We start from the raw sequence: 22,383 nt of genomic DNA, 5'->3' as shown, positions 1-22,383 counted from the left end.
TCAAACGCGATTCCCCTGCCCTTGTGGGGGAGGGTTGGGGAGGGGGGTAGCCACACCCGCGACCATCTCTACCAACACAAGGAGCACCATCCCGTCCTCACCGCCCCCTGTCGTCGAGCGACACCCAGTAGGTGCCGTGCATGGGGACGGCGAGCAGCGTCTCGTTGGCGACCTTCAGGCTCGCGTCGGGATCGACATCGCCGAACAGCTTCGGATGGAACCACTTGGCGAGCGCCTCGAGGGCCAGCACGTTGAGCGGGAAGTTGCCGAACAGGTGCCACAGCCCGTGCACGCGCCCGCTGCGCACCGCCGCGATGTCGGCGAGGCCGGGGGACCTCACGATGCCCTGGAGCTTGGCGCGCGATTCCGCCGGGTCGACGCCCGGCCCGAGCACCAGCCCCCCGGTGCCGGCGAGATGCTGCCCGCCGGTGCCGACATAGACCTCCGGGTCGCGCCCCATCACGTATTCGAGGCTGATCGGGCCGAACGGCGTCTTCAGCACATCGACCGCGATGTTGGTGCCGCCGGCGGGATCGATGAAGGCCCCGATGGTGGCACGTCCGGGCGCATTGCAGCACTCGTTGAGCCCGGCATGGGCGTTCATCAACACGGTCGGCGCCACCGGCCTCGCCGCGGCGAGGCGGTCGCGGATCCGCCCTGCCCGGCTCTCGTGGAACTGGACCACGCGCTCGGCGGCGTCCTCGCGGCCGAGCACGCGGCCGAGCAGCCGCAGGCTCGGCACGATGTTGTCGAGCGGCTTGGCGATCAGATCGACGAAGACGACCGGCACGCCGGCGGCGGCGAAGCGATCGAGCGTCTCCTTCGAGCGCAGCGACGGTCCGTAGCCGCCGGACAGGATCGCCAGGTCGGGGCTGGTCGCCAGCGCCTGCTCGATGGAGAATGTCTCCTCGCTGCCGCGTCCGACGATCGGCACGTCGGCGATGGCCGGAAACCGTTCCAAATAACGGCCATACGTCACCTTGTCCTGGCGGACGAGATCGCCGGGCCAGCCGGCGAGCAGCGACACCGGATCGGGGTGGACGAGCGACAGCGTGATCAGCTGGCGCCCCTCGCCGAGCACGATGCGCTTCACCGGTCGGGCGATCTCGACCCGGCGGCCGGCGACGTCCGTCACCGTGATCACGTCGTGCGCCGCGCGGGCGCGGCGCGGTGCCAGCGTGCCCGCCGCCGCGGCGGCGCCGGTCGTGAGAAGGGTGCGGCGGGACAGCGTCATGGGTTGCTCCGCAGCGGCCGGCCGAGCGCCAGCGTGACGGCGCGCGAGATCGCGGCCGGGACCACCGAGACATGGTCCTCGTCAGGAAACTCCACGTAGTCGACCGCGAGCCCGCGGCCCGCGAGCGGGGCGAGGCGGCCCGCCATCTCGCGCGCGTTGTCGATCATGCGGTTGCGCCGCTTCCAGGCGGCCCGCGTGTCGGCGTCGGCGCCGTCGCGCTCGACCGTGGTCGGCTCCTGCTCGCAGCCGCCCATGGTGATCAGCAGGCGCAGATCGGCGTCGGGCCGCAGCGCCGCGACGAAATCGCGCTCGTGCGCCAGGATCACCCGGTCGGCGAACCAGATCGACGGGCTCGCCGCCACATGAGTGCGGAACAGGCCCGGCCGCGTGAACAAGGTGTAGAGCGTGAACAGCCCGCCGAACGAGTGGCCGAACAGCGTGCGGCGCGCCGGGTCGAGCGGGAAATCGCGGCCGATCGCCGGCAGCACGTCGGCCTCGATGAAATCCAGGAACGCATCGGCCCCGCCGACCGGTGGCCAGGCCGCGCCGTCCGGCCGCGGCGGCATCTCGAGCGGCCCGCGCGGCGCCGGCGTGTAGTCGTAGGTGCGCCGGACGAGATTGAGCGGCTCGTCGGTCGGATAGCCGAGCCCGACCACCACGGCCGGCACCACGCCAGTCACCTCTGCGCGCCGCGAGCGAAGGCCCACCGCCTCGGAGACTGTCGCGAAGGCGGCGTTGGCGTCGGTGATCACGATCAGCGGATAGCCGGCCGACGACGGCGGCTTTCCGTGCGGGTGCGCGACGAAGACGCGATGCTCCAGCCCGCCGCGTGGGCGCAGCGCCAGCACCTGCGTGTGCGGCAACGCCGCCGGCGGGGGGCAGAGGCCGGCGGCGTCGAGACGGTCACGGCGCACCGCGACCGCCGGTCCTGAGGATCGCATCACCAGCGATACCTCGCGGTCGCCAGGATGGTGCGCCGCGTGCCGAAGTAGCAGCCGGTGTCGAAGCTGCCGCTGCCGGCGCTGCAGGAGGCGACGTACTCCTTGTCGAACAGGTTGGAGGCGTTGAGCGACAGGCGCAGGCCCTTCAGCTTCGGTTCGATATAGTCGAAGTCGAAATGGACGGCGGCGTCGACCAGCGTGAAGGCCGGCACCTCGAGCGTGTTGGCGACGTCACCATAGGTCGACGAGACGTGGCGCACGCCGGCGCCGAGACCGAGTCCCGCGAACGGGCCGTCGCGGAACGTGTACATGCCCCACACCGAGCCGAAATACTCGGGCACCTGGATGGGCCGCTTGCCGAGGCTGGTGTCGTTCGCCTGCGTCACCACCATGTCCTGCCACGTGAAGGCGCCGAGCAGGTCGATGTTGCGGTTGATGCTCGCCTTGGCCTCGAGCTCGACGCCGCGGGTGCGCACCGCGCCGGTCTGCACGCTGCACGAGCTCGACGGCGTGGTGCCGCAACCCTTGTGGGTCGGATCGGTGTCGGGCGTCTGCACGTTGTACTGGGTGAGCTCGTAGACGGCCGCCGTGAACAGCATGTTGGTGCCGGGCGGCTGATACTTGAGGCCGGCCTCGACCTGCTCGCCGGTGGTCGGCTTGAACGGCCGCTTGTAGTAGTCGAGTGTCGAGCCGGTCACCGGCTCGAACGAGGTCGAGTAGCTGATGTAGGGCGCCAGCCCGTTCTCGAAATGATAGAGCAGGCCGGCCCGCCAGGTGGTCGCCTCGTCGGTCTGCGACGCCGCCGTGACGGCGCCCGACGCGATGGTGACCTGGTCGAAGTCGAAGCTCGCCCGATCGCGCCGGACGCCGAACATCCCGATCAGGTTGCCGAGCCGGATCTGGTCCTGGACGTAGAGGCCGAGCTGGTCGTTGGTCTGCTTGGCGTCGGTCGTATAGGCCGGAATGGTGATGTTCTGCCAGTACTGCGGCGCGAGGAAGTTGATGGTCGCGACGCCAGTGCTGGCGTTGCCGAGCAGGCGGCTCGAATCGGCATACTGGTAGTCGAGGCCCATCAGCACCGTGTGCTTGAACGCGCCGGTGTAGAACTGCGCCTGCACCTGGTTGTCGGTGGCGAGCGAGTCGAGCTCGTCCTTCACGTTCGACTTGGAGCGGTTGATGATCGACTGCGCCGCGTTGGCGTAGCTGGTGGGCGAGAGGCCGCGGAAGTTGGTCTCGAGATGCATGATCCGGGTGTTCTGGCGGACCGTCCAGACATCGTTGAAGCGGTGCTCGAACAGCGAGGTGAGCGAGGTCTGCTTGCGCTCGAACACCTCGTAGCCCGGGTCCGAGACGTTGAAGGTCGACGCGATCCAGCCGCTCCGGCTCGGCATCACGGTGCCTTCCTTGGGCAGGAACACCGAGTAGAAGCTGTTCGGATCCTGGGTGTGGTTGGCGAGCAGCGTCCAGGTGGTGTCGCTGTTGGGCTTCCAGGTCAGCGCCGGGGCGAGCACGTAGCGGTCGTCCTCGGTGTAGTCGACCTGGGTGCTGGAGTTGCGGGCGAGGCCGGTCAGCCGATAGAGCCAGTGGCCGTCCTTGTCGATCGGGCCGGAGAAGTCGAACGTGCCCTGCAGGCGCTCGAAATTTCCGCCCGTGACCTGCACCTCGTGGAACGGCTTGTCGAGCGGCCGCTTGGTCACGAGGTTGATCATGCCGCCCAGATTGGTCTGGCCGTACAGGATCGACGAGGGGCCGCGCAGCACCTCGATCCGCTCCAGCGTGTAGGGATCGATGGTCGGCACCGCGAACGAGATGCCGCGCTGCAGCTTGAGCCCGTCCTGGAAGCCGACGAAGCCCTGCAGCACGCCGAGATTGCCGCCGTAGCCGCGCACCGGGATGATGTCGAAGCGGCTCGCCGGCCGCAGATCGGTGAGCACGCCCGGCGTGTAGCGCAGCGCCTGGCTGACGCTCTGGGCCTGCTGATCCTCCATCTGATCACGGGTGACGATCGACACCGACTCGGGCGTCTCGACCACCGGCGTGTTGGTCTTGGTGCCGGTCATGCTGCGGTCGGCGACGTAGCCGTCGACCGGGCCGACGGCGCTCCCCGAGGTCGCCGCGACGCCGCGCGTCGCCGTGACGGTGCCACCGGCACCCGGCGCCGTCGCCTCGCCGCCGCCGCTGCCGCCGGTGTCGCGATCCCCCTCGACCCGGATGGTCGGCAGGGCCGTGCTCTGCGCGAGCGCCGATGCCGCGAGCGTGCCAGTCAGCATCGTCGTGGCGAGCAACAGGCCGACGATCCGCACGGATCCGCTGGTCGATGTCGTGTGAGTCATGGTCAGCCCCTGTCGTCGCACTCACGGCCGTAGCCGCGTCACACCCGTCCTCAAGTGATCCCGACAGTTAACCGGGGTCGGAGGAGGCGTACATTCGACAGGGCGTGTATTTCCTTTGCGAAATCACCAAACGCCTACGACAATGGGCTTGCTTGATGCAATTCTAGACTTCGAAGTTTAGAGCTATACCATTTCGAAATCGCCGGAGAGCCGTTGACGTCACTGTCGCGCTGAACGAAGTTGCTGGCGTGATCGATCGGACGGCACCTTGAGCGACATCTCGATGAACGCGAGCCAGGACGGCCCGGGCGCACGGCTCGTGCGGCATCGCGATCTGCGTCGCTGGGCCAAGGCAGCGGACTTCCGGCTCGTCGCCCCGGTGCTCGACGACGACGCGGCGCTGCTGCGCGGCGACTTCGTCCAGCTCGTGCTGCGCTCCGGCCTGCAGCTCCACGCCACCGACGTGTGGGATCTGCACGACCTGGAGACCCAGGCCGTGCAGGAGCCCGGGCTGACCTTCTCGCTGTTCCTCGAGGGCGGCGTCACGGCCCATGTGGGCGAGCGTGCCTTCGCCATGGGGCGGCGCGACGGCACGAGCGGCCCGATCGAGGCCGTGGTTGTCGCCCGCGCGCGGCGCGAGATGTTCCGCCGGGTCTCGGCCTGCGGCACCCATATCCGCAAGGTCACCGTGACGGTGTCGCCGCAATGGCTGGAGGAGAGCGGCCTCGACACCATCGAGGATCACCGCGGCGTGCTGGCGTTCAGCCGCTCGCATCTCGCCAGCCTGCGCTGGACGCCGTCAGCGCGGCTGGTCTCGCTGGTCGAGCAGATTCTCAAGCCGCCGCCCTACGCGCCGCTGATGCGCAACCTGTACGTGGAGAGCCGGACGCTCGACATCGTCGGCGAGGCGCTCAACGCGGTCGCGCACGCCGACATCGCCGCTCAGGACAGGACCGCCGCGGCGATGCTGCGGCCGAAGGACTATGCCCGGGTGCGCGCCGTCTGCGAGTTCGTCGACGCCCATCTGGACGATGCCGTGACGCTCGACACGGTCGCCCGCCATGTCGGCATGAGCGTCTCGACCCTGCAGCGGGTGTTCCGGGCGGCGCGCGGGACGACGGTCGTCGACCACATCCGGGCCCGCAAGCTGGAGCGCGCCCGCGAGGCGCTGGAGCGCGACGGCGTCTCGGTCAACGAGGCGGCGTTCATCGCCGGCTACGCCAACCCGGCGAATTTCGCCACCGCCTTCAAGCGCACCTTCGGCGTGCCGCCACGCCATTTTCGCGCCCGCCTGTAGGCGCGTTTCCGGCAGTCGCAGCTCGCCGGATCTGCGCCGCCGTCACACCGACCGGCTCCTCGAGAGCATCGGAGAGGTCGCCGGGGCACGGCCCGCCGGGACCGGCCCGGCCGTGCTCCGGTCGCTCCGCGACCGATGCGACGATCGCCTTACTTCGGCAGGACCGGCGTCTCGGGCAGGAAACCGGGGCGCCAGATCTGCTCGGCCGCGAGCTTCTCGCCCGGGATGTCGACGTTCTTGTTCATGAAGTCGACGGTGCGCTTCATGGTGTCGAGCGAGACGGTGCCGAAGCCCTTCTTCTCGACCTCGGGGGTGACGGCGATGCGCTTGAGGATCTCGACCTCCTCGGCGACGATGTCGGGATTGAGCGCCTTGACGTACTGGATCTGGATCTGCGCCGCCTCCTTCGGGTTGGCGAGCGCGTACTGCCAGCCGCGCAGCGAGGCGCGCACGAACTTCTTCACGACGTCGGGATTCTTGGTCAGGTACTCCTCGGTGGTGCCGATCGAGTTCGAGTAGATGTCGAGCCCGAAATCGCCGAGGAACAGGCACTTCGGCTTCGCGTCCGTGACGGCCCGGCGGATCGCCGGCTCGCTCATGATGAACTGGTCGACCGAGGCGACCTTGCGGGCGGCGAGCATCGGCACGCGCGCGGCGCCGTCGATGTTCACGACCTTGAGGGTCTTGCTGTCGACCCCGTTCATCTCCATGAAGGCCTGCATGATGCGCGGCAAGAACGACGACGTGCTCGAGCCGAACTCGAGATTGGCGAGCTGTTTCGGATCGGTGACGTTGGCGCCGGGGTCGAGCGAGAACACGCAGTACGGCGGTTTCTGATAGTTCACGGCGACGATCTTGACGTTGCCGGCGGCCGAGCCCGACGCGACCAGGCTCGGGATGTCGATGAAGCCGATGTCGGCGATGCCGGTGACGACGGAGCGGATCGCGTCGGCCGTGCCCTTCGACGGGATGATGGAGACGTTCAGCCCCTCCTCCTTGTAGAAGCCCTTGCCGAGCGCCACGTACCACGGCGCGTGCCGGCCGAGGCTGATGAAGTCGAGGATGAACTTGACGTCGCGCTCCTGCGCCATCGCACTGGACGTCAGTGCGGTCGAAAGCGCGACGACCGCGCCCAATGCGGCTCCGATCAGCTTAGTGACGGTCGGCATGTCGGTTCTCCGTGATCATCCGAGCCTCGGGGGTGACGTGGACGAGACCGAGCCGTCGCATCTCACGTCAGGTGGAACGCACGTTACAGGGACGCAAAAGCCGGACCACAGGGCGGTTCATCGCGCCGCGCTCCGCTCGGCTCCCGCACAGCCGGCGAGACGATCGGCCCCGAAGGCCGCGCAGGCGTTTTCGTATCGGATGGTTCGGCGAAGCCCGGGCGGAAGATGGCCGAGATCGTGATCGGCATGGTCGGCGCCCATCGGGAACGGCCAGTCGCTGCCGAGCACGATGCGATCGGCGCCCATGACGGCGATCAGATAATCGAGATAGGCCGGGTGATGCACCAGGCTGTCGACGAAGAAGTGCTTCAGTGCATCGAGCGGCATCAGCGCGGTCTGCGGCACGCCCGGACGCTTCGTGAGAACACCCTGCTGCCAGCGGCCGGCGAGCGTCGCGGTGCAGCCGCCGCCATGGGCCAGCACGACGTGCAGGTTCGGATGACGCTCGAACACGCCGCCGAGCACGAAGCCGGCGCCCGCGAGCGTCGTCTCGTAAGGGTTGCCGAGCAGATTGGTGAGATAGTGGCGATCGAGGCGCTCGTCGGGGCAGTCGCCGGGGTGGAGGAAGGCGGCGAAGCGGCGCGCCTCCAAGAGACTCCAAAGCGGCTCGTAATCAGGATCGGCGTAGGAGCGCGCGCCGAGCGCGGTGCCGATGACGACGCCGGCCCATCCCTCGTCGAGATTTTCGGCCACCGCGACGGCGAGTTCCGGATCCTCGGTCGGCAGATAGGCGAGCGGCCGCAAGGTCGGCGCATGCGGCGCGCAGGCTTCGCGAAGACCCTCGTTGATGGCGTCCACATAGGCGCGCCGTTCCGCCGGGGCGATGTCGGGCCGGAACAGCGGCGGCGGCACCGACACGACGGCGCCGTCGAGCCCGTCGCGCCGCACCCGCTCGACCAGCGCGCCGGCCTCCGAGATCGGCCGCAGCGGCACGCCGTGCCCGCACACCTTCAGGGTGCCGGCGGCCGCCGTCATGCCCCACACGGCCCCCCGCTCCGCCGCCGCGACCAGCGCCGGCGGAATCAGGTGGGTGTGGACATCCCAGCCGCCGGGATCAGAAGGCGTCGTCATCGGGCATCGTCGTCGTTGGTATACCAGGAGGGGCGGACCGGGTAATGCGGGCCGTCGTAGATCTCGAGCAGCACCGAGGTCTCCTCGGCGATGGTCGGGCCGTGCACGCTGCCCTTCGGGTTCCAGTAGAAGCAGCCCGGCGTCAGCGTCGTGCCGGTCGGGATGTAGCGGTATCGGCCCTCCAGGCAGAACATGAACTGATTGGAGGCGTGGGCATGCGCTTCCGGCACGCCCGCCCCCTTCTCGAACCGCACGAGGCCGATCGACGCGCCGGTCTCCTCGTTGCGCCACAGCATCTTCTGCGACAAGCCCGCGAGCGACTTGGCGGCCCAGTCCATGTCGGCGGTCTGGATCAGGATTTCCTTGAACGCCGCCATCGCGTCGGCCGGCAAGGCCGATGCGCTCGCAGAACCCGCTTCGGCCGGCAAGGCCGACGGGGCTCCGGCTGGCGTCGACGACGCGGCCGGCGTCGCCGCATCGGTGCTCGGCAGCGGCGCCTCCTCGGGCGTCCAGGTGATGTGCTTGAGCTCGACCAGGCGCGACAGGTAGGTCACGTTCGACTTGTTGGTGAGCTTGTGGACGGGCCGCATGCCGTCGATGAACACGGTCGCGCCCGGCGGCTCGAAGGTGCTGCGTGTGTCGCCGAAGATCGTCTCGACCTCGTTCTCGCCGCCGTCGATCGAGACGACCGCATAAGGATGGTAGTGGATGTGGAAGTCGACCGTCTCGCCCGGCTCGACCTTCACCTCCCAGATGCGCACGTGCTCGTTCTCGAGCACGACCCGGCTGCCGATCTCGCGCAGCCTGATGCCGAGCTCCTTCGCCTTCTTCAGTCCGTGAACGTCGCTCATGGGCTCTCCTGCTCGGGCGCGTCTTCGCCGCGCTCGCGGTCATTCGGTGTCGGGTCGCTCGAGGCTCGGCAGCGGTGCGGTTTCCGGGATCCAGCGGATGTGCTTGAGCTCGATCAGCCGGGCCAGATAGGTCGTCTTGTCGCGATTGGTGAGGCGATGGACCGGTCGCATGCCGTCGATCAGCACGACATGACCGGGCGGCTCGTAGGTGGTGCGCCGATCGCCGAAGATGGTCTCGATCTCGTTCTTGCCGCCCGTCACGGCGATCACGACATAGGGATGGTAATGGATGTGCCAGCCGAGCGTCTCGCCGGGCGCGATCCGCACCTCCCAGATGCGCACATGCGCGTTGTCGAGCAGGATTTTCGATCCCACGTCGTCGAGCGTCAGGCCACGCTCGGCCGCGAGCTGGAGACCGTGGCGGTCCGTCATGGCACGCTCTCCGCCCGCGCGGGCGCGAGCGCCGCGCCGGTCTTGGCGCCGGCTGCGGGCGTGTGAAGATCGGTCGGAGTCATAACGTTGCGCAGCTCGCCGAGCCCGGTGCCACGCACGATCACCTCGTCGCCTTCGTTCAGGAAGGTCTGCGGCGTGCGGGCATTGCCGACGCCGGACGGCGTGCCGGTGAGGAACAATTCGCCGGCATGCAGCGTCATGCCGCGCGACGCCTCGGCGATCAGGGTCGGCAGGTCGAACGCCATCAGCCGCGTCGAGCCGTCCTGCAGCGTGGTGCCGTTGACGACGCATTGCAGAGTCACGTCGTGATAATCGAGCGCGTCGGCCGTGACGATCCACGGCCCGATCGGCATGGTGCCGTCGACGCTCTTGCCTTTCAGCCACTGGCCGCCATGGGCGCGCTGCACGCTGCGCAGCGAGACGTCGTTGGCGAGGCAGTAGCCCCACACGTGATCCATCGCCGTCTCGACCGGGATGTTGCGCCCGGTCTTGCCGATCACGACGGCGAGCTCGGCCTCGTAGTCCCACTGGTGCGACAGCGCGGGATCGAAGGCAATCGGATCGTACGGCCCGATCACCACGTCGGGGCGCTTGGTGAAGAAGGTCGGATGGTCGGGCTTGGGGACGTCCTGGCCCTCGCGGCGGCCGAAGCCCTCCTCGAAATGATCCCAGTAGTTCCAGCCCGTGCACAGGATGTCGCGGCCGAAGCGGCGGACCGGCGGCAGCAGCCGCGCGCCGGCGAGCGGGATTTTCTCACGTGATCGTTCCGCTGCCGCCCGAAGTCGCGAGAGTGCATCGGCGCCACCCTCCACGATGCCGACCAGATCGCCGAGATCGGCCGGCAGAAGGACGAGGGCGTCACCCTCGACCAGCGCGAGCCGCTCGCCGCCCTGATGCGCGACCGCCGCGATCCTCATGCCGCGACCCCGCTCTCGGGCACCACCGCGATGGCGTTGATCTCGATCAGATACTCAGGGTGCGCGAGCTTGGTCACCTCGACCAGCGTGGAGGCCGGCAGCGGCGGCTTGAAATACTCGCGCCGCACTTTGTGGATCTGCTGGAAGTGCTCCATGTTGCGGACATACACGTCGACCCGACACACGTGATCGAGCGTGCCGCCCGCCGTCTCCAGCGCCGACTTGATGTTCTCGATCACCTGGCGGGTCTGCGCCTCGATGTCGCCGATGCCGGCGATCGAGCCGTCGGCGCGGCGCGCCGTCATGCCGGAGACGAACACCATCTTGCCGCGCGCCTCGACCACGGCGGCCTGCGCATAGTGCCCGAGCGGCTTGATCAGCTTGTCGGTGGAGAGTTCCTGCTTGCTCATGATCGCTGCCTCCCGGGTCACGCGATGGCGCGGCCGCCGGCGGCCCGCCGCCCCGCGTTCATCTCGTCGGTGAGCCGATCGAGCGTCGCGGCGACGCTCGCCGGAATCCTGATGCGGTCGCCGCCGGCACGGCGCCGCTCCCACTCGATCTCGCCCGGCGTGTAGAGCCGCTCGACCCCGGACGCGCGCGGCGCGCTCCGGATGCGATCTCCGGCCGCCGTGGCGGCGGCGCGGAAGGCGTTCAGGTCGCCGAAATGGCCGACGTCGATTGCGACGAACAGATGCGCGCAGTCGTAGGGCTCGCCGAGGTTGCCATAGAGCGGCCGCACCGCGTCGCCGATGGCGCCGCCCGACAGGAGCCCGCACATCAGGTCGATCATGAAGGCGAGCCCGAAACCTTTCGGCCCGGCGGCGGGCAGCAGCATGCCGGCGATCGCCTCGGCCGGATCCGTGGTCGGCGCGCCGTCGGCGCGCACGGCCCAGCTCGGCGGGATCGCGCGGCCGCTCTTCTCGGCGAGCCTGATCTTGCCCATCGCGGCCTCGCTCATCGCCATGTCGAGCGCGAGCGGCGGCGCGCCGTCGCTCGGCACCGCGATGGCGAGCGGATTGTTGCCGACGGCGCGCGCCGCGCCGCCCGGCGCCGGCATCAGCGGGCGCGTGTTGCACATCACGAGGCCGATGCAGCCGTCCTCGGCGGCGATCGCCGCGTAATGGCGCGCGACGCCGAAATGAAAGGCGTGCCGCACCGCCACGATGCCGGCGCCGAGCGACTTCGCCTTGTCGACCGCGATGCGCATCGCCTGCGGCGCGGTGAGATGACCGAGTGCGTGGCCGGCGTCGAGCACCACGGCGATGCCGCGATCGCTCACCACCTCGGCCGTCTCGCGCGCCGACACCGAGCCGCGGCGCAGGCGTTCGAGATACATCTCCGCCATGGCGACGCCGTGCGAGCCGATGCCGTCGCGCTCGGCGTCGACCAGCGTCGTCGCGACCCGCTCGGACGCGGCGGCCGACAGGCCGGCGTCGGCGAACAGCGCGGCGACCCGGGCGATCAGCCCGTCGGCTTCGAGCTCGACCGTTCCGTCCGACGTCATCCGGGGGCTCCTCGATTTTCTTCTGTCGCTCGTCGCCGCCGCGGGCCGCGCTCGGCCGTCAAACGGCGGTGAGCGCGTCGGTCGCGGCCAGCACCTTCTCGGTGGTCTGGCGGATATGGGTCGCGCACAGGTGGCACGCGGTCTCGGCGTCGCGCGCCAGCACGGCCTTCATCAGGCCTTCGTGCTCGCCGATGTCGTCGCGCGGCTTCGCCGTGAAGCCGATCGAGAGCGCCACGTAGCGCTCCGCCTGGTCGAACAGCTGATCACGAAAGTTGCGCAGGAGCTCGGACGGACAGGCGTCCGACAGGCTCGCATGGAAGGCGCGGTGCTCGCGCGACCAGGTGGGCGAGATCGCGCCGGGCGCCGACGGATCGGCCTTCTGCTGGCGCGACAGGCGGTGAAAGGCGCCGAGGATGTCGGCCTCCCAGGCGACGTCGCCGGCCGCGACGGCGCGGCGGATCATTAGCGTCTCGATCTCGATGCGGGTCTCGGTGAGGTCGGTGAGATGCGCCGGCGACACCGGCGCGACCCGGAACCCCTTGTTCTCGGCGAGGACGACGAGCCCCTCCGACTCCAGCCGCATCAGCGCCTCGCGCAGCGGGCTGATGCTCATGCCGTAGCGCTCGCGCAGCTCCTCGAGGCGCAGCCGCGTGCCCGGCCGCAGGCGGCACTGCAGAATGTCGGCGCGCAGCACGTCGAGCGCGCGCCCGCCGAGAGTCTGCGGCTCGGAGAGGTCGGCGCGTCCGCGCGGAGCGGTGCGCGCATTGGTGCTGATCGGCATGGCGGTCTCGCATGGCCCGGCCCGACGCCGGAGCATGCTCCTCCTTAGCCGACCGATTTCCCAAAATCAACGGATTTTATAAAATGTATTGACGCGAGCAGACGACCGCGATCTTATAAAATCATTCTGGTGACCGCCCGTCCCGATGCGTCTCTTGCAGAGTGCGACGGCGGCGTGGATCGCCCGGGATGTGCGCCGGAGCCCCCGTACCGGCAGCAACAGAGGAGCGACGCCGATGCCCGATCGCACGAGCCCCGCAACGCGCGGCGCCGTCGCAGCGTCCGGGCCGCCGCTCGCCCCCGGCGGACGCGCAGGCCCCGCACCCGCTCCGGCTTTGCACGCAAAACCTCTGCCGGCCCGGCCGGTGTCGCCGTGAGCGCCGGCACCGTCACCATGGTCGCGGAACCGACAGCCGGGGCGCCCGGCACGCCGGCGACGAGCGGATCACCGGCTGGCGCGAGCCGGCCGTTCGGGCGCTTCCGCAACGTCCATCAGGAGTTCAGGCAGGACTCGGGCCGCCCGCTGGTGGCGATCGAGGACATCTCCTTCGATCTCGCCGAGGGCACGCTGGTCAGCCTGTTGGGACCCAGCGGCTGCGGCAAGACGAGCTTTCTGAAGATCGTCGCCGGGCTCGCCGAGGCGACCTATGGGGTGGTCGAGATCCGCGGCCAGCAGGTGACGCGCCCGCAGCCCGACTTCGGCTTCGTGTTCCAGCAGGCGAACCTGATGCCGTGGCGCACCGTGCTCGACAACGTGCTGTTCCCGATGGAGATCCTGCGCCGCAAGGATGCCGCCGCGAAGCGCCGCGCCCTGGAGCTGCTCGCCCTCGTCGGCCTCTCCGGCTTCGAGAACGCGCGGCCCTCGCAGCTCTCCGGCGGCATGCAGCAGCGCGCCGCGCTGTGCCGCGCGCTGGTGCACGAGCCGAAGCTCCTCCTGATGGACGAGCCGTTCGGCGCCCTCGACGAATTGACCCGCATGGAGATGCACGACCTGCTCCTGCAGATCCGCAAGGTCACCAACGCGACGACGCTGTTCGTCACCCACTCGATCAGCGAGGCCGTCTATCTGTCCGACGTGATCGTCGCCTTCTCCAAGCGACCGGCCCGCATCGCCGACTACATCGAGGTCGATCTGCCCTACCCCCGCACGCCGGCGCTGCGCTACGACGCGGCCTTCACCGGGTACGAGCACCGCGCCGGCATCGCTCTCGGAATCACGCGATGAAGCCCAGCAGCACCGCCCGCACCGTCGAGGCGATCGCCTATCCGATCGTCGGCATCGTCGTCGTGCTCGGCTTGTGGCAGGCCTATGTCACGGCGTTCTCGGTCAACCCGATCGTTCTGCCGGGCCCGTGGGCGATCGCCAAGGCGAGCATCCGCCACTTCGACACGCTGCTCGAGCAGACCTGGCCGACGCTCGCGGAATCGGTCTACGGCTTCGCGCTCGCCGTGGTGATCGGCGTGCCGCTCGCCGTCTGCGTCGCCAACTCGCGCATCCTCAACCTCACCTTCTACCCGATCCTGATCGCCACCCAGTCGATCCCCAAGGTCGCGGTCGCACCGATCATCCTGGTGTGGTTCGGCACCGGCATGGAGTCGAAGCTCGTCATCGCCTTCCTGGTGGCGTTCTTCCCGATCGTCGTCGACACCGCGACGGGCCTGCGAGCGACGCCGCCGGGGCTGCTCGAGCTCGCCCGCTCGGTCAGCGCCTCGCCGAGCCAGACCTTCTGGAAGGTGCAGTTCCCGGCCGCCATGCCGTTCATCATCTCGGGCGCCAAGGTCGCCGTGACGCTCGCCGTGATCGGCGCCGTGATCGGCGAGTTCGTCGGCTCCAACGAGGGGCTCGGCAACCTGCTGCTCACCGCCAACTCCCAGCTCGACGGCCCGCTCGCCTGGGCCGCGCTGGTCTGGCTCAGCATCCTCGGCATCGCGCTGTTCTTCCTGGTGGTGGTCGCCGAACGCATCCTGATGCCGTGGGGCCATCACTGACGACCCCGACGTCGCGGCCGGCGGCGTCGAGCGACGTTTCACGGGCGCCGCGCCCGCGGGGGAGACCGATCGAATGAAAGTGCGTTTCGAGGCAGACGGCGACGTGATCGTCGTCACGGGCGGGGCGAGCGGAATCGGCCGGGCGCTCGCCCGTGCCGCCGCGGCGGCCGGCGCGCGCGTCGTGGTGTGCGATGTCGACCGCGACGCGATGGCGCGCCTGCAGCGCGACGCGCCGTCGATCGCGGTGCGAGCGCTCGACGTGTCGAACCGCGACGCCGTAATGGAAACCTTCGCCGCCATCGAGGCGGAGCACGGCCGTATCGACGGCCTGGTCTGCGGCGCCGCCGTGCAGCCGCGCCGGCGCGTCGAGGACATGGACGCAGCGGCGTGGCGACGCGTCATCGGCGTCAATCTCGACGGCGTCGTGTGGTGTTATCAGGCCGTGGTCGCCGGCATGGTGCGGCGGCGCCGCGGCAGCATCGTCGCCTTCACGTCCGGCCTCGCGCACCAGGGCTGGCCGGAGGCGTCCGCCTATGCGGCCAGCAAGGCGGCGCTGATCGCCTTCGTGAAGAGCGCCGCCAAGGAGGTCGCGTCGCATCGCGTGAAGTTCAACCTGATCGCGCCGGGCGTGATCGACACGCCGCAATACCGGGCCGCCAACGAGGGCGCCGATCACGAGCGCTGGCGCGCCTCGACGGGCGTCGGGACGCCCGAAGACGTGGTCGGACCGCTGATGTTCCTCCTGTCGGACGCGGCGACCATGACGGCGTCGCTGCTCAGCCGGGACTTCGTCTATTCCGCGAGCGACGCATGAGCAGCGCTGACATCAGGAAGCCTGTCATCGTCGTCGGGGCCGGACCGGTCGGCCTGACCACGGCGCTCGGGCTCGACTTCTACGGCCTGCCCCTAAGAATCTTCGAAGAGGACGACTCGCTGTCGCTCGACACCAAGGCCGGCACGATCCTGACCCGCACCCTGGAGGCGTTCCGCCGCTACGGCGTCGCCGACCCGGTGCTCGCGAAGGCGTTGCGGGTCGACGAGATCGGCGGGCTCGACCGCGCGACCAACACGCCGACGCTGTCGGTGCGCACCGCCGTGCTGGCCGAGGACACCCGCTATCCGTTCGTCATCAACCTGCCGCAGCATCACCTCGAGCCGGTGCTGCGCGACGAGCTCGATGCGCGCTGCCCCGACGCGCTGCATCTGCGGCACCGCCTGACCTCGTTCCGGCAGACTGCCGACGGCGTGGTGGCGACCTTCGCGACGCCCGAGGGCGAGCGCGAGGTCGAGGGGTCCTATCTGCTCGCCTGCGACGGCGGCCGCAGCACGGTCCGCACGCAGCTCGGCGTGGCGGTCGACGGCGTGTCGCACGACGTGCGCTACATGCTGGTCGACCTGAAGGTCGACCTCGACGTCGAGAACCCGCGCGACTACCCGTATCTCGCCTACTTCGCCGATCCGCAGGAGTGGATGATCCTGGTGCGGCAGCCGCACTGCTGGCGCCTTCTGTTCCCGCTGCCGCCCGAGGCCGAGCCGCCCGGCCCCGACGTGCTCGCCGACAAGGCGCGGCGCTTCATCGGCGACGTACGCGACATGGAGGTGATCAACACGGTCGTCTACCGGGTCCACCATCGCATCGCCACGGAGTGGCGGCGGGACCGCGTGTTCCTGATGGGCGATGCCGCGCATCTGATCACGCCGATGTGGGCGCTCGGTCTCAACACCGGCATTCTCGATGCGATCAGCCTGCCCTGGCGCCTCGCCTGGGTGACCCGCGGATGGGCCGGCGCCGCGCTGCTCGACGGCTACGCACGCGAGCAGCAGCCGCTCGCCGTCGGCGGCTCCGGCGAGATGGCCGAGCAGGCCCGCAAATACATGGCCGGTGAAGGCGAGGTCGCCGACCTGATGTCGGGCAGCGCCTGGGGGCTCGCCGCCACCCGCACCCTGCTCGGCATCCGCATCGGCGTCGACGAGACGACGCCATGGTCGATGGTGAAGATGGATCGCGGCCCGCTGCAGGTCGGCGACCGCATGCCCGACGCCGAGCTGCACGGCCCGGACGGGCGGCCGCACCGCCTGCACGACCTGATCGACGACAGCTTCGTCGCGCTCCATTTCACCGACGCGCGTCGGCGGCCGGCGATCCCGCACGCCGGCGTGCCCGGCCTGAAGCATTATGTCGTCTCGCGCTGGGACGCGCCGCTCGACTCCGGGCTGCGCGACCGCGCCCTGCTCGACGTCGGCAACCGGCTGTTCGAACGTCTCGGCTGCCCCGCCGACACGGTGGTGCTGGTGCGGCCGGACGACTGCGTCGCCGCCATCGTGCCGATGCGCGACGGCGTGGCGGAGGAGATCTACCGGCGCATCGTGGGCATTTGAACGGGGCGCTCCAGGGCGTTCTCAGCCTGCCTCCAGCTCGCGGGAAATCTCGTCGCGCAGCCAATCGCGGAACGCCTTCACGGCGCGGCTGGTGCGGCGGCCCTCCGGCAGCAGCAGGTAATAGCCGAGGTCGAGCGGCAGCACGTGGCCGAACGGCGCGACGAGGCTGCCGAGCCGGACATGCTGGGCGACCAGCACCCGCACCCCCATCGCCACCCCGATGCCCTGCAGGGCCGCCTCGTAGGCCAGCACCGAGTTCTCGAACTTCAACCCGCGGGTCGCGTCGATCCCGTCGACGCCGGCGGAGGCGAGCCACAGCGCCCAGTCGTTCGGTCGCGCCATCGAGTGCAGCAGCGTGTGGCGCGCGAGGTGCTCGGGCGCGCTCGCGTCCGTCCAGCCGCGCGCCAGCGTCTCGGTGCACACCGGCATCAGCTCGACCGGCGCCAAAAGCTCCGCCTCGCAGCCCTCGAATCGTCCGGTGCCGGTCCTGATCACGACCTGGTCGGCGCGCGCATCGAGCGTCGGATGCGCCGACGCGGTGAGGCGGATCTCGATGTCGGCAAAGCGGTCGTGGAAACGCTGCAGCCGCGGGATCAGCCAGCGCTGGCCGAAGGTCGTGTGGGTGTGGACGGAGAGGACATTGCGCTGCCCCCGCATGCTGACCGCGGCGACGGCGCCGTCGATCTCGTCGAGCGCGCGGTTGATGGTCGGGAACAGCCGCCGCCCGCTCTCGGTCAGTTTGATCGTGCGGTGCGAGCGCTCGAACAGCGACACCGCGAGCCACTCCTCCAGCGCGCGGATCTGGCGGCTGACCGCGACCTGGGTGACCTCGAGCTCGGCGGCCGCCGCCGTGAAGCTGAGATGGCGGGCCGCGACCTCGAAGGTGCGCAGCGGATTGAGGGGAACGCGACGGCCACGCATGGCTTTGCCCAACATTTGGTTATGGATGCTGAGCCTTTTGCTTCGTTGTGTCAACGCCGGCACCGGCTAGCATCGGGCCGCGGCCGCAATGCGACTTCAAGTCAGCAGGCGCCTCTCCGGGGGCAACGACAAGGCCGGGACACACGGAGGAACCATGCGCACCCTGGACGGCGAAACCCTCTACGCGCCCGAGGCCGATCGGTCGGGCCGGACGACTCCCACGACATCGCGATCGCGCGCCGCCGCGACACTCCTCCAGTGCCTGCGGGCGAGGTTTTGCGCCGCTCTCCTCGGCGTGCTCGCGGTCACGCTCGCCGGCGCGGCGCCGACCCTGGCGGCGTTCCCGGATCGCGTGGTGCGCATCGTCGTGCCGTTCGCGGCCGGCGGCGGCACCGACCTGATCGCCCGCCGCCTCGCCGACGAGATGGGCAAGGTCCTGGGCCAGCGCGTCATCGTCGAGAACCGCCCCGGCGCGGACCTGATGGGCGGCCAGATCCAGGTGATGTTCACGACCGCGGCGAGCGTCGCCTCGCACATCCAGAGCGGCCGGCTGCGGCCGCTCGCCGTCACCACGGCGGACCGCGCCTCGCTCTATCCGGATCTGCCGACCGTCGCCGAGGCGGGCGTCACGGGCTACGTCGCCGAGAGCTGGTACGGGCTCTACGCCCCGGCCGGCACGCCGGCCGAGATCGTTGCGGTGCTGAACCAGGCGGCGCGGCGCGCCGCCGAGAGCGAGGCTTTCGCCAAGCTGAAGGATATCGAGGGTCTCACCATCGAGGCCGGCGCGCCGGCGGATCTCGACCGCTACGTGCGGGCCGAGGCGGAGCGCTGGAAGCGCCTGGTCGAGGCCGCGAACATTCGCACGGAGCGCCAGTGATGAGCGACACGTCCACGTTCCAGTTCGTCGAGCTCGCGATCGAGACCGGCGTCGCCACCGTGACGCTGAGCCGGCCGGAGGTGCGCAATGCCATCAACGACGCGATGCGGGCCGAGCTGATCGCGGCGCTCGACCGGGTCGCCGAGGACGAGACCGTGCGGGCCGTGGTGATCACCGGAGCCGGCGGCGCCTTCTGCGCCGGCGGCGACGTGTCGGGCATGCGCACGCGGCTCACCGAGCCGGCCGGCGAGATCGCCTTCAACGGCTGGCGCCGCCAGCGCAAGACCCATCGCAGCATCGCGAGCCTCCACCAGATGGGCAAGCCGACCATCGCGGCCGTCGCGGGGCCTGCGGTCGGGCTCGGCTGCGACCTCGCGCTGTGCTGCGACTTCATCGTCGCGGGCGAGAGCGCCGTGTTCGCGATGAGCTTCATCCATCGCGGCCTGGTGCCGGACGGCGGCGGGCTCTACTTCCTGCCGCGCCGGGTCGGGCTGCCGCGCGCCAAGGAGCTGATCTTCTCGGGGCGCCGCGTGAAGGCCGAGGAGGCCATGCGCATCGGGCTCGTCGACCGGCTGGTGAGCGACGCCGATCTGCTCGGCACCGCGCAGAAATGGGCGGCCGAGCTCGGCGCCGGCTCACCGGTCGCGCTCGCGCTGACCAAGTCGATCCTCGACCGCACCTTCGAGCTGCCCGAGGAGCAGGTCTTCGCGCTCGGCCGCCAGGCGCAGGCGATCTGCTACACCACGACGGCGCATCGCGAGTCGGTCGAAGCCTTCCTGTCGAAAGCCGATCGCAAGGACACCGACCGCAAGGACACCGACCAAAAGCGCACCGACCGGCCGGAGCCGAAGTCGTGAGCGCCATCGCTCGTCTGTTCAGCCCGCGCAGCATCGCCGTGATCGGCGCCTCCGCGGACGCGACCAAGCTCACCGGCCGCCCGATCGCCTATCTGGAGAAGCACGGCTTCGCCGGTGCGATCTATCCGGTGAACCCGCGGGCCGAGACGATCGGCAGCCGCCGCTGTTATCCCGATGTCGCGTCGCTGCCGGAGGTGCCCGATGTCGGCCTCGTGCTGCTCGGCGCCGAGCGCGCCGTCGCCGCGGTCGATCAGCTCGCGCGCGCCGGGGCGGCCGCCGCCGTGGTGCTGGCGAGCGGCTTCGGCGAGGCCGGCGAGGACGGCCGGCGACGCCAGCAGGCCCTTCGCGAGGCGGCCGGGAGCATGCGGCTCCTCGGGCCGAACACGATCGGGCTCGTCAATGTCGGCGAGCGCATCATGCTGTCGGCGAGCGGCGCCATGGAGCTCGACGGCTTCGTGCCCGGACGGGTCGCCCTCGTATCGCAGAGCGGCGGCATCCTCGGCGCGCTCCTGTCGCGCGGCGCGGCACGCGGGATCGGGTTCTCGAAGCTGGTCGCGACCGGCAACGAAGCCGATCTCGACATCGCCGACATGATCGCGCATCTGGCCGACGACGACGCGACCGCCGTGATCGCGCTCTACATCGAGGGCCTGCGCCATCCCGACCGGTTCCGCGCCGCCGCCACGACGGCTGCCGCGCGAGGCAAGCGGCTCGTCGTATATAAAGTGGGCCGCTCGGAGACCGGGGCCCGCTCGGCCGTGTCGCACACCGGTGCGCTCGCCGGCTCCGACCGGATGTACGACGCGCTGTTCCGCCAGCTCGGCATCGTCCGGGTGAACGCCTTCTCGGATCTGCTCGACATCCCGGCCGCGCTCGCCACCGGCCGCCGGCTCGCCGGCGCGCGACTCGCCGTCGTCACCACCACGGGGGGTGCCGCGACCCTGATCGCCGACAATGCCGGGCTCGCCGGATTTGCGCTGCCCGACCCCGATCCGCCGACTTCCGAAGGGCTGACGGCGCTCGCCATTCCCGACGCGACGCTCGACCGCAACCCCGTGGACGTGACGCTGGCCGGGCTGCGGCCGGAGCTGTTCCGCCGCGTGCTGGCGCTGCTTTCCGAGAGCCCCCGCTACGACGCGATCGTGACGATCGTCGGATCGTCGGCGCTCGGCCAGCCCGATCTCGTCGCCAAGCCGCTGATCGCGGCGCTCGAGAACACCGAAAAGCCGATCCTCGCCTATGTGAGCCCGGAGGCGCCCCACATTGTCGCGGCGCTCAACCGCGCCGGCGTTCCGGCCTTCGCGAGCCCCGAGGGCTGCGTCGCGGCGCTCGCCGCCCTGCGGGTCGTGCCGCCCGGGCCTTGTATGGAAACCACGACCGCGGCTGCATCGCCGGACGCAGAGCCGGCCGCGCCCTCGGGTAGCGGCGCCCTGAACGAGGCCGACAGCAAGGCGCTGTTCGCGCGCTTCGGCATTCCGGCCGTCGCCGAGATCGTCGCCGCGACCCCGGATGACGCCGCGGCGGCGGCGCAACGGCTCGGCGGCGCGCCCGTGGTGGTGAAGGTCTTGTCGCGCGCCATCCTGCACAAGAGCGAGGTCGGCGGCGTCGCGGTCGGCGTCGCACCCGAGGCGGTCGCCGACTGTTGCCGCGCCATGGCGGTGCGCGTTTCGGAATGCGCGGCGGACGCGCTCGACGGCTTTCTGGTGCAGGAGCAGGTCGCCGACGGCGTCGAGATGATTCTCGGCCTGTCGCGCGATCCGCAGCTCGGCCCGGCCGTGCTGCTCGGCTTCGGCGGGGTCACGGCCGAGCTCCTGAAGGACACGACGCTGCGGCCGCTGCCGCTCGCGCCCGGCGACGCCGAAGCGATGATCGGCGAGCTGATGCTGTCACCACTGCTGAAGGGGTATCGCGGCCGACCGCCGGCCGACGTGGTGGCGCTCGTCGGCGCGATCGAGGCGTTCGCCAGGATGGTGACGCGCCTCGGCGACCGGCTGCAGGAGGCCGAGATCAACCCGCTGTTCGTCCGCCCCGCCGGAAAAGGCGTCGCCGCCGCCGACGGCCTCGTGGTGCTCGCACCGTAGCCCGTCCGGTTCAGGTCGTCAGCGGCCCGAGAACATCGGATGCCCGATGCGGTCGCCCGGCGCGATGCCGAGCTTCTTCGCGGTGCCGGCGACCACCTCGAGCACGCCGCGCACCGGGCCGCCCGACGGGATGATGCGCTCCGACATCGGCGTCGTGTTCTCGGCGATGCGGTGGATGCGTCCGTCCGCCGTGATGAAGATCATGTCGAGCGGCACATAGGTGTTCTTCATCCACATCGCGACCGGCTCGTCGCGCTTGAAGTCGAACAGCATGCCGGTGCCTTCGGGCAGCTCCTTGCGGTGCATCAGGCCCTGCGCCCGCTCGGCGTCCGTGGTGGCGACCTCGACCGAGAAGACGTGCACGCCGGTCTTGGTGGCGATCTCGAGCGTCTGGCGCTCGAAGGCGGCGGCGCCGAGGCCGAGCGGCGCGTCGAGAACAAACACCACGACCGCGGCGACGACGAGCCGAAGCGCGGCGGACAGAACGGTACGTCGGGTCATGCGGAACCTTGCGGCCATGTGCCATGCTGGTGCGGACACCCCGCGGGCACGGGGTGCCGGCGGGCGAGCTTCGCCGTGCGGGCGCGATGCGCATGCCAGCCCGGCGGCGCGTCACCCTACCCCATCGTGCGTGGATTTGAAGGGCCGATCCCGCGAGAGGCCCGGGGA

The 22,383-nt window shown here is 70.2% G+C and carries 21 protein-coding genes; 8 read left to right on the top strand and 13 right to left on the bottom strand.

From position 1 onward, the window contains the following. Positions 1 to 97: 97 nt before the first annotated feature. Genes ABTU92_RS05460 through ABTU92_RS05450 form a run of 3 tightly spaced genes read right to left on the bottom strand, consistent with a single transcriptional unit; the run spans position 98 to position 4,508 of the window. On the bottom strand, positions 98 to 1,234 hold the full coding sequence (locus ABTU92_RS05460) for an ABC transporter substrate-binding protein (RefSeq protein ID WP_408088433.1): 1,137 nt from the start codon (positions 1,232 to 1,234) through the stop codon (positions 98 to 100). Further along, positions 1,231 to 2,148 (bottom strand): alpha/beta hydrolase, encoded by a 918-nt coding sequence (locus tag ABTU92_RS05455; RefSeq protein WP_408088431.1) that lies wholly within the window; start codon positions 2,146 to 2,148, stop codon positions 1,231 to 1,233. The genes ABTU92_RS05460 and ABTU92_RS05455 overlap by 4 nt, the downstream gene beginning before the upstream one ends. Positions 2,149 to 2,174: 26 nt before the next feature. After that, on the bottom strand, positions 2,175 to 4,508 hold the full coding sequence (locus ABTU92_RS05450) for a TonB-dependent siderophore receptor (protein ID WP_408088429.1): 2,334 nt from the start codon (positions 4,506 to 4,508) through the stop codon (positions 2,175 to 2,177). A 268-nt stretch (positions 4,509 to 4,776) separates the two neighbouring features. Between ABTU92_RS05450 and ABTU92_RS05445 the strand changes: the two genes are divergently transcribed. Beyond that, the gene (locus ABTU92_RS05445) at positions 4,777 to 5,805 is read left to right on the top strand and encodes a helix-turn-helix transcriptional regulator (RefSeq protein ID WP_408088427.1); all 1,029 of its coding nucleotides are present in this window, start codon (positions 4,777 to 4,779) and stop codon (positions 5,803 to 5,805) included. A 149-nt stretch (positions 5,806 to 5,954) separates the two neighbouring features. Here the strand turns inward: ABTU92_RS05445 and ABTU92_RS05440 are convergent, their stop codons facing one another. From ABTU92_RS05440 to ABTU92_RS05405, 8 genes are all read right to left on the bottom strand, one after another. Then, positions 5,955 to 6,974 carry an ABC transporter substrate-binding protein gene (locus ABTU92_RS05440; RefSeq protein ID WP_408088425.1) on the bottom strand — a complete coding sequence of 340 codons (1,020 nt, stop codon included), beginning with the start codon at positions 6,972 to 6,974 and terminating at the stop codon, positions 5,955 to 5,957. 117 nt (positions 6,975 to 7,091) lie between these two features. After that, positions 7,092 to 8,105 carry an amidohydrolase family protein gene (locus ABTU92_RS05435; RefSeq protein ID WP_408088423.1) on the bottom strand — a complete coding sequence of 338 codons (1,014 nt, stop codon included), beginning with the start codon at positions 8,103 to 8,105 and terminating at the stop codon, positions 7,092 to 7,094. Continuing rightward, entirely contained in the window at positions 8,102 to 8,956 is an 855-nt protein-coding gene (locus ABTU92_RS05430) for a cupin domain-containing protein (RefSeq protein ID WP_408088421.1), read from the bottom strand. Before ABTU92_RS05430 ends, ABTU92_RS05435 begins: the two co-directional genes overlap by 4 nt. Positions 8,957 to 8,995: 39 nt before the next feature. Further along, a complete protein-coding gene (locus tag ABTU92_RS05425; RefSeq protein WP_408088419.1) occupies positions 8,996 to 9,388 on the bottom strand; it encodes a hypothetical protein in 393 nt (130 codons plus the stop codon). Next, the gene (locus ABTU92_RS05420) at positions 9,385 to 10,326 is read right to left on the bottom strand and encodes a fumarylacetoacetate hydrolase family protein (RefSeq protein WP_408088417.1); all 942 of its coding nucleotides are present in this window, start codon (positions 10,324 to 10,326) and stop codon (positions 9,385 to 9,387) included. The genes ABTU92_RS05425 and ABTU92_RS05420 overlap by 4 nt, the downstream gene beginning before the upstream one ends. Beyond that, a complete protein-coding gene (locus tag ABTU92_RS05415) occupies positions 10,323 to 10,736 on the bottom strand; it encodes a RidA family protein (RefSeq protein WP_408088415.1) in 414 nt (137 codons plus the stop codon). The genes ABTU92_RS05420 and ABTU92_RS05415 overlap by 4 nt, the downstream gene beginning before the upstream one ends. Positions 10,737 to 10,753: 17 nt before the next feature. Next, a complete protein-coding gene (locus ABTU92_RS05410) occupies positions 10,754 to 11,830 on the bottom strand; it encodes an Ldh family oxidoreductase (protein ID WP_408088413.1) in 1,077 nt (358 codons plus the stop codon). A gap of 58 nt (positions 11,831 to 11,888) precedes the next feature. Continuing rightward, a complete protein-coding gene (locus tag ABTU92_RS05405) occupies positions 11,889 to 12,611 on the bottom strand; it encodes a GntR family transcriptional regulator (protein ID WP_408088411.1) in 723 nt (240 codons plus the stop codon). A 372-nt stretch (positions 12,612 to 12,983) separates the two neighbouring features. Here ABTU92_RS05405 and ABTU92_RS05400 point away from each other — a divergent pair, with 372 nt between their 5' ends. From ABTU92_RS05400 to ABTU92_RS05385, 4 genes are all read left to right on the top strand, one after another. After that, on the top strand, positions 12,984 to 13,835 hold the full coding sequence (locus tag ABTU92_RS05400; protein WP_408088409.1) for an ABC transporter ATP-binding protein: 852 nt from the start codon (positions 12,984 to 12,986) through the stop codon (positions 13,833 to 13,835). Beyond that, positions 13,832 to 14,599, top strand: coding sequence for an ABC transporter permease (locus tag ABTU92_RS05395; protein WP_408088407.1), 768 nt, complete (start codon positions 13,832 to 13,834; stop codon positions 14,597 to 14,599). The genes ABTU92_RS05400 and ABTU92_RS05395 overlap by 4 nt, the downstream gene beginning before the upstream one ends. A 73-nt stretch (positions 14,600 to 14,672) precedes the next feature. Then, positions 14,673 to 15,413, top strand: coding sequence for an SDR family NAD(P)-dependent oxidoreductase (locus ABTU92_RS05390; protein ID WP_408088405.1), 741 nt, complete (start codon positions 14,673 to 14,675; stop codon positions 15,411 to 15,413). Continuing rightward, entirely contained in the window at positions 15,410 to 16,978 is a 1,569-nt protein-coding gene (locus ABTU92_RS05385) for an FAD-dependent monooxygenase (RefSeq protein ID WP_408088403.1), read from the top strand. The genes ABTU92_RS05390 and ABTU92_RS05385 overlap by 4 nt, the downstream gene beginning before the upstream one ends. Before the next feature lie 21 nt (positions 16,979 to 16,999). Here ABTU92_RS05385 and ABTU92_RS05380 read toward each other — a convergent pair whose 3' ends face one another. Then, positions 17,000 to 17,899 carry a LysR substrate-binding domain-containing protein gene (locus ABTU92_RS05380; RefSeq protein ID WP_408088401.1) on the bottom strand — a complete coding sequence of 300 codons (900 nt, stop codon included), beginning with the start codon at positions 17,897 to 17,899 and terminating at the stop codon, positions 17,000 to 17,002. A gap of 154 nt (positions 17,900 to 18,053) precedes the next feature. Between ABTU92_RS05380 and ABTU92_RS05375 the strand changes: the two genes are divergently transcribed. Genes ABTU92_RS05375 through ABTU92_RS05365 form a run of 3 tightly spaced genes read left to right on the top strand, consistent with a single transcriptional unit; the run spans position 18,054 to position 21,714 of the window. After that, a complete protein-coding gene (locus ABTU92_RS05375; protein WP_408088399.1) occupies positions 18,054 to 18,776 on the top strand; it encodes a Bug family tripartite tricarboxylate transporter substrate binding protein in 723 nt (240 codons plus the stop codon). Beyond that, complete coding sequence (locus ABTU92_RS05370) at positions 18,776 to 19,633, top strand: enoyl-CoA hydratase/isomerase family protein (RefSeq protein WP_408088397.1); 858 nt, start codon at positions 18,776 to 18,778, stop codon at positions 19,631 to 19,633. The genes ABTU92_RS05375 and ABTU92_RS05370 overlap by 1 nt, the downstream gene beginning before the upstream one ends. After that, on the top strand, positions 19,630 to 21,714 hold the full coding sequence (locus ABTU92_RS05365; protein WP_408088395.1) for an acetate--CoA ligase family protein: 2,085 nt from the start codon (positions 19,630 to 19,632) through the stop codon (positions 21,712 to 21,714). Before ABTU92_RS05370 ends, ABTU92_RS05365 begins: the two co-directional genes overlap by 4 nt. An 18-nt stretch (positions 21,715 to 21,732) precedes the next feature. Here the strand turns inward: ABTU92_RS05365 and ABTU92_RS05360 are convergent, their stop codons facing one another. Further along, positions 21,733 to 22,215 (bottom strand): DUF192 domain-containing protein, encoded by a 483-nt coding sequence (locus tag ABTU92_RS05360; RefSeq protein ID WP_408088393.1) that lies wholly within the window; start codon positions 22,213 to 22,215, stop codon positions 21,733 to 21,735. Positions 22,216 to 22,383 lie beyond the last annotated feature (168 nt).

The organism is Rhodoplanes sp. SY1 (assembly GCF_046000175.1).
Lineage (GTDB): Bacteria > Pseudomonadota > Alphaproteobacteria > Rhizobiales > Xanthobacteraceae > Rhodoplanes.
Note: the sequence above shows the minus strand (reverse complement) of the source record. Positions and strands in the feature narration are given on the sequence as shown.

What these genes read in the sequence shown, in the direction of transcription:
- ABTU92_RS05460 (WP_408088433.1), bottom strand. Translation starts at nt 1,234, where the DNA reads ATGACGCTGTCCCGCCGCACCCTTCTCACGACCGGCGCCGCCGCGGCG.
- ABTU92_RS05450 (WP_408088429.1), bottom strand. Translation starts at nt 4,508, where the DNA reads ATGACTCACACGACATCGACCAGCGGATCCGTGCGGATCGTCGGCCTG.
- ABTU92_RS05440 (WP_408088425.1), bottom strand. Translation starts at nt 6,974, where the DNA reads ATGCCGACCGTCACTAAGCTGATCGGAGCCGCATTGGGCGCGGTCGTC.
- ABTU92_RS05435 (WP_408088423.1), bottom strand. Translation starts at nt 8,105, where the DNA reads ATGACGACGCCTTCTGATCCCGGCGGCTGGGATGTCCACACCCACCTG.
- ABTU92_RS05430 (WP_408088421.1), bottom strand. Translation starts at nt 8,956, where the DNA reads ATGAGCGACGTTCACGGACTGAAGAAGGCGAAGGAGCTCGGCATCAGG.
- ABTU92_RS05425 (WP_408088419.1), bottom strand. Translation starts at nt 9,388, where the DNA reads ATGACGGACCGCCACGGTCTCCAGCTCGCGGCCGAGCGTGGCCTGACG.
- ABTU92_RS05420 (WP_408088417.1), bottom strand. Translation starts at nt 10,326, where the DNA reads ATGAGGATCGCGGCGGTCGCGCATCAGGGCGGCGAGCGGCTCGCGCTG.
- ABTU92_RS05415 (WP_408088415.1), bottom strand. Translation starts at nt 10,736, where the DNA reads ATGAGCAAGCAGGAACTCTCCACCGACAAGCTGATCAAGCCGCTCGGG.
- ABTU92_RS05410 (WP_408088413.1), bottom strand. Translation starts at nt 11,830, where the DNA reads ATGACGTCGGACGGAACGGTCGAGCTCGAAGCCGACGGGCTGATCGCC.
- ABTU92_RS05405 (WP_408088411.1), bottom strand. Translation starts at nt 12,611, where the DNA reads ATGCCGATCAGCACCAATGCGCGCACCGCTCCGCGCGGACGCGCCGAC.
- ABTU92_RS05395 (WP_408088407.1), top strand. Translation starts at nt 13,832, where the DNA reads ATGAAGCCCAGCAGCACCGCCCGCACCGTCGAGGCGATCGCCTATCCG.
- ABTU92_RS05390 (WP_408088405.1), top strand. Translation starts at nt 14,673, where the DNA reads ATGAAAGTGCGTTTCGAGGCAGACGGCGACGTGATCGTCGTCACGGGC.
- ABTU92_RS05385 (WP_408088403.1), top strand. Translation starts at nt 15,410, where the DNA reads ATGAGCAGCGCTGACATCAGGAAGCCTGTCATCGTCGTCGGGGCCGGA.
- ABTU92_RS05380 (WP_408088401.1), bottom strand. Translation starts at nt 17,899, where the DNA reads ATGCGTGGCCGTCGCGTTCCCCTCAATCCGCTGCGCACCTTCGAGGTC.
- ABTU92_RS05375 (WP_408088399.1), top strand. Translation starts at nt 18,054, where the DNA reads ATGCGCACCCTGGACGGCGAAACCCTCTACGCGCCCGAGGCCGATCGG.
- ABTU92_RS05370 (WP_408088397.1), top strand. Translation starts at nt 18,776, where the DNA reads ATGAGCGACACGTCCACGTTCCAGTTCGTCGAGCTCGCGATCGAGACC.
- ABTU92_RS05360 (WP_408088393.1), bottom strand. Translation starts at nt 22,215, where the DNA reads ATGACCCGACGTACCGTTCTGTCCGCCGCGCTTCGGCTCGTCGTCGCC.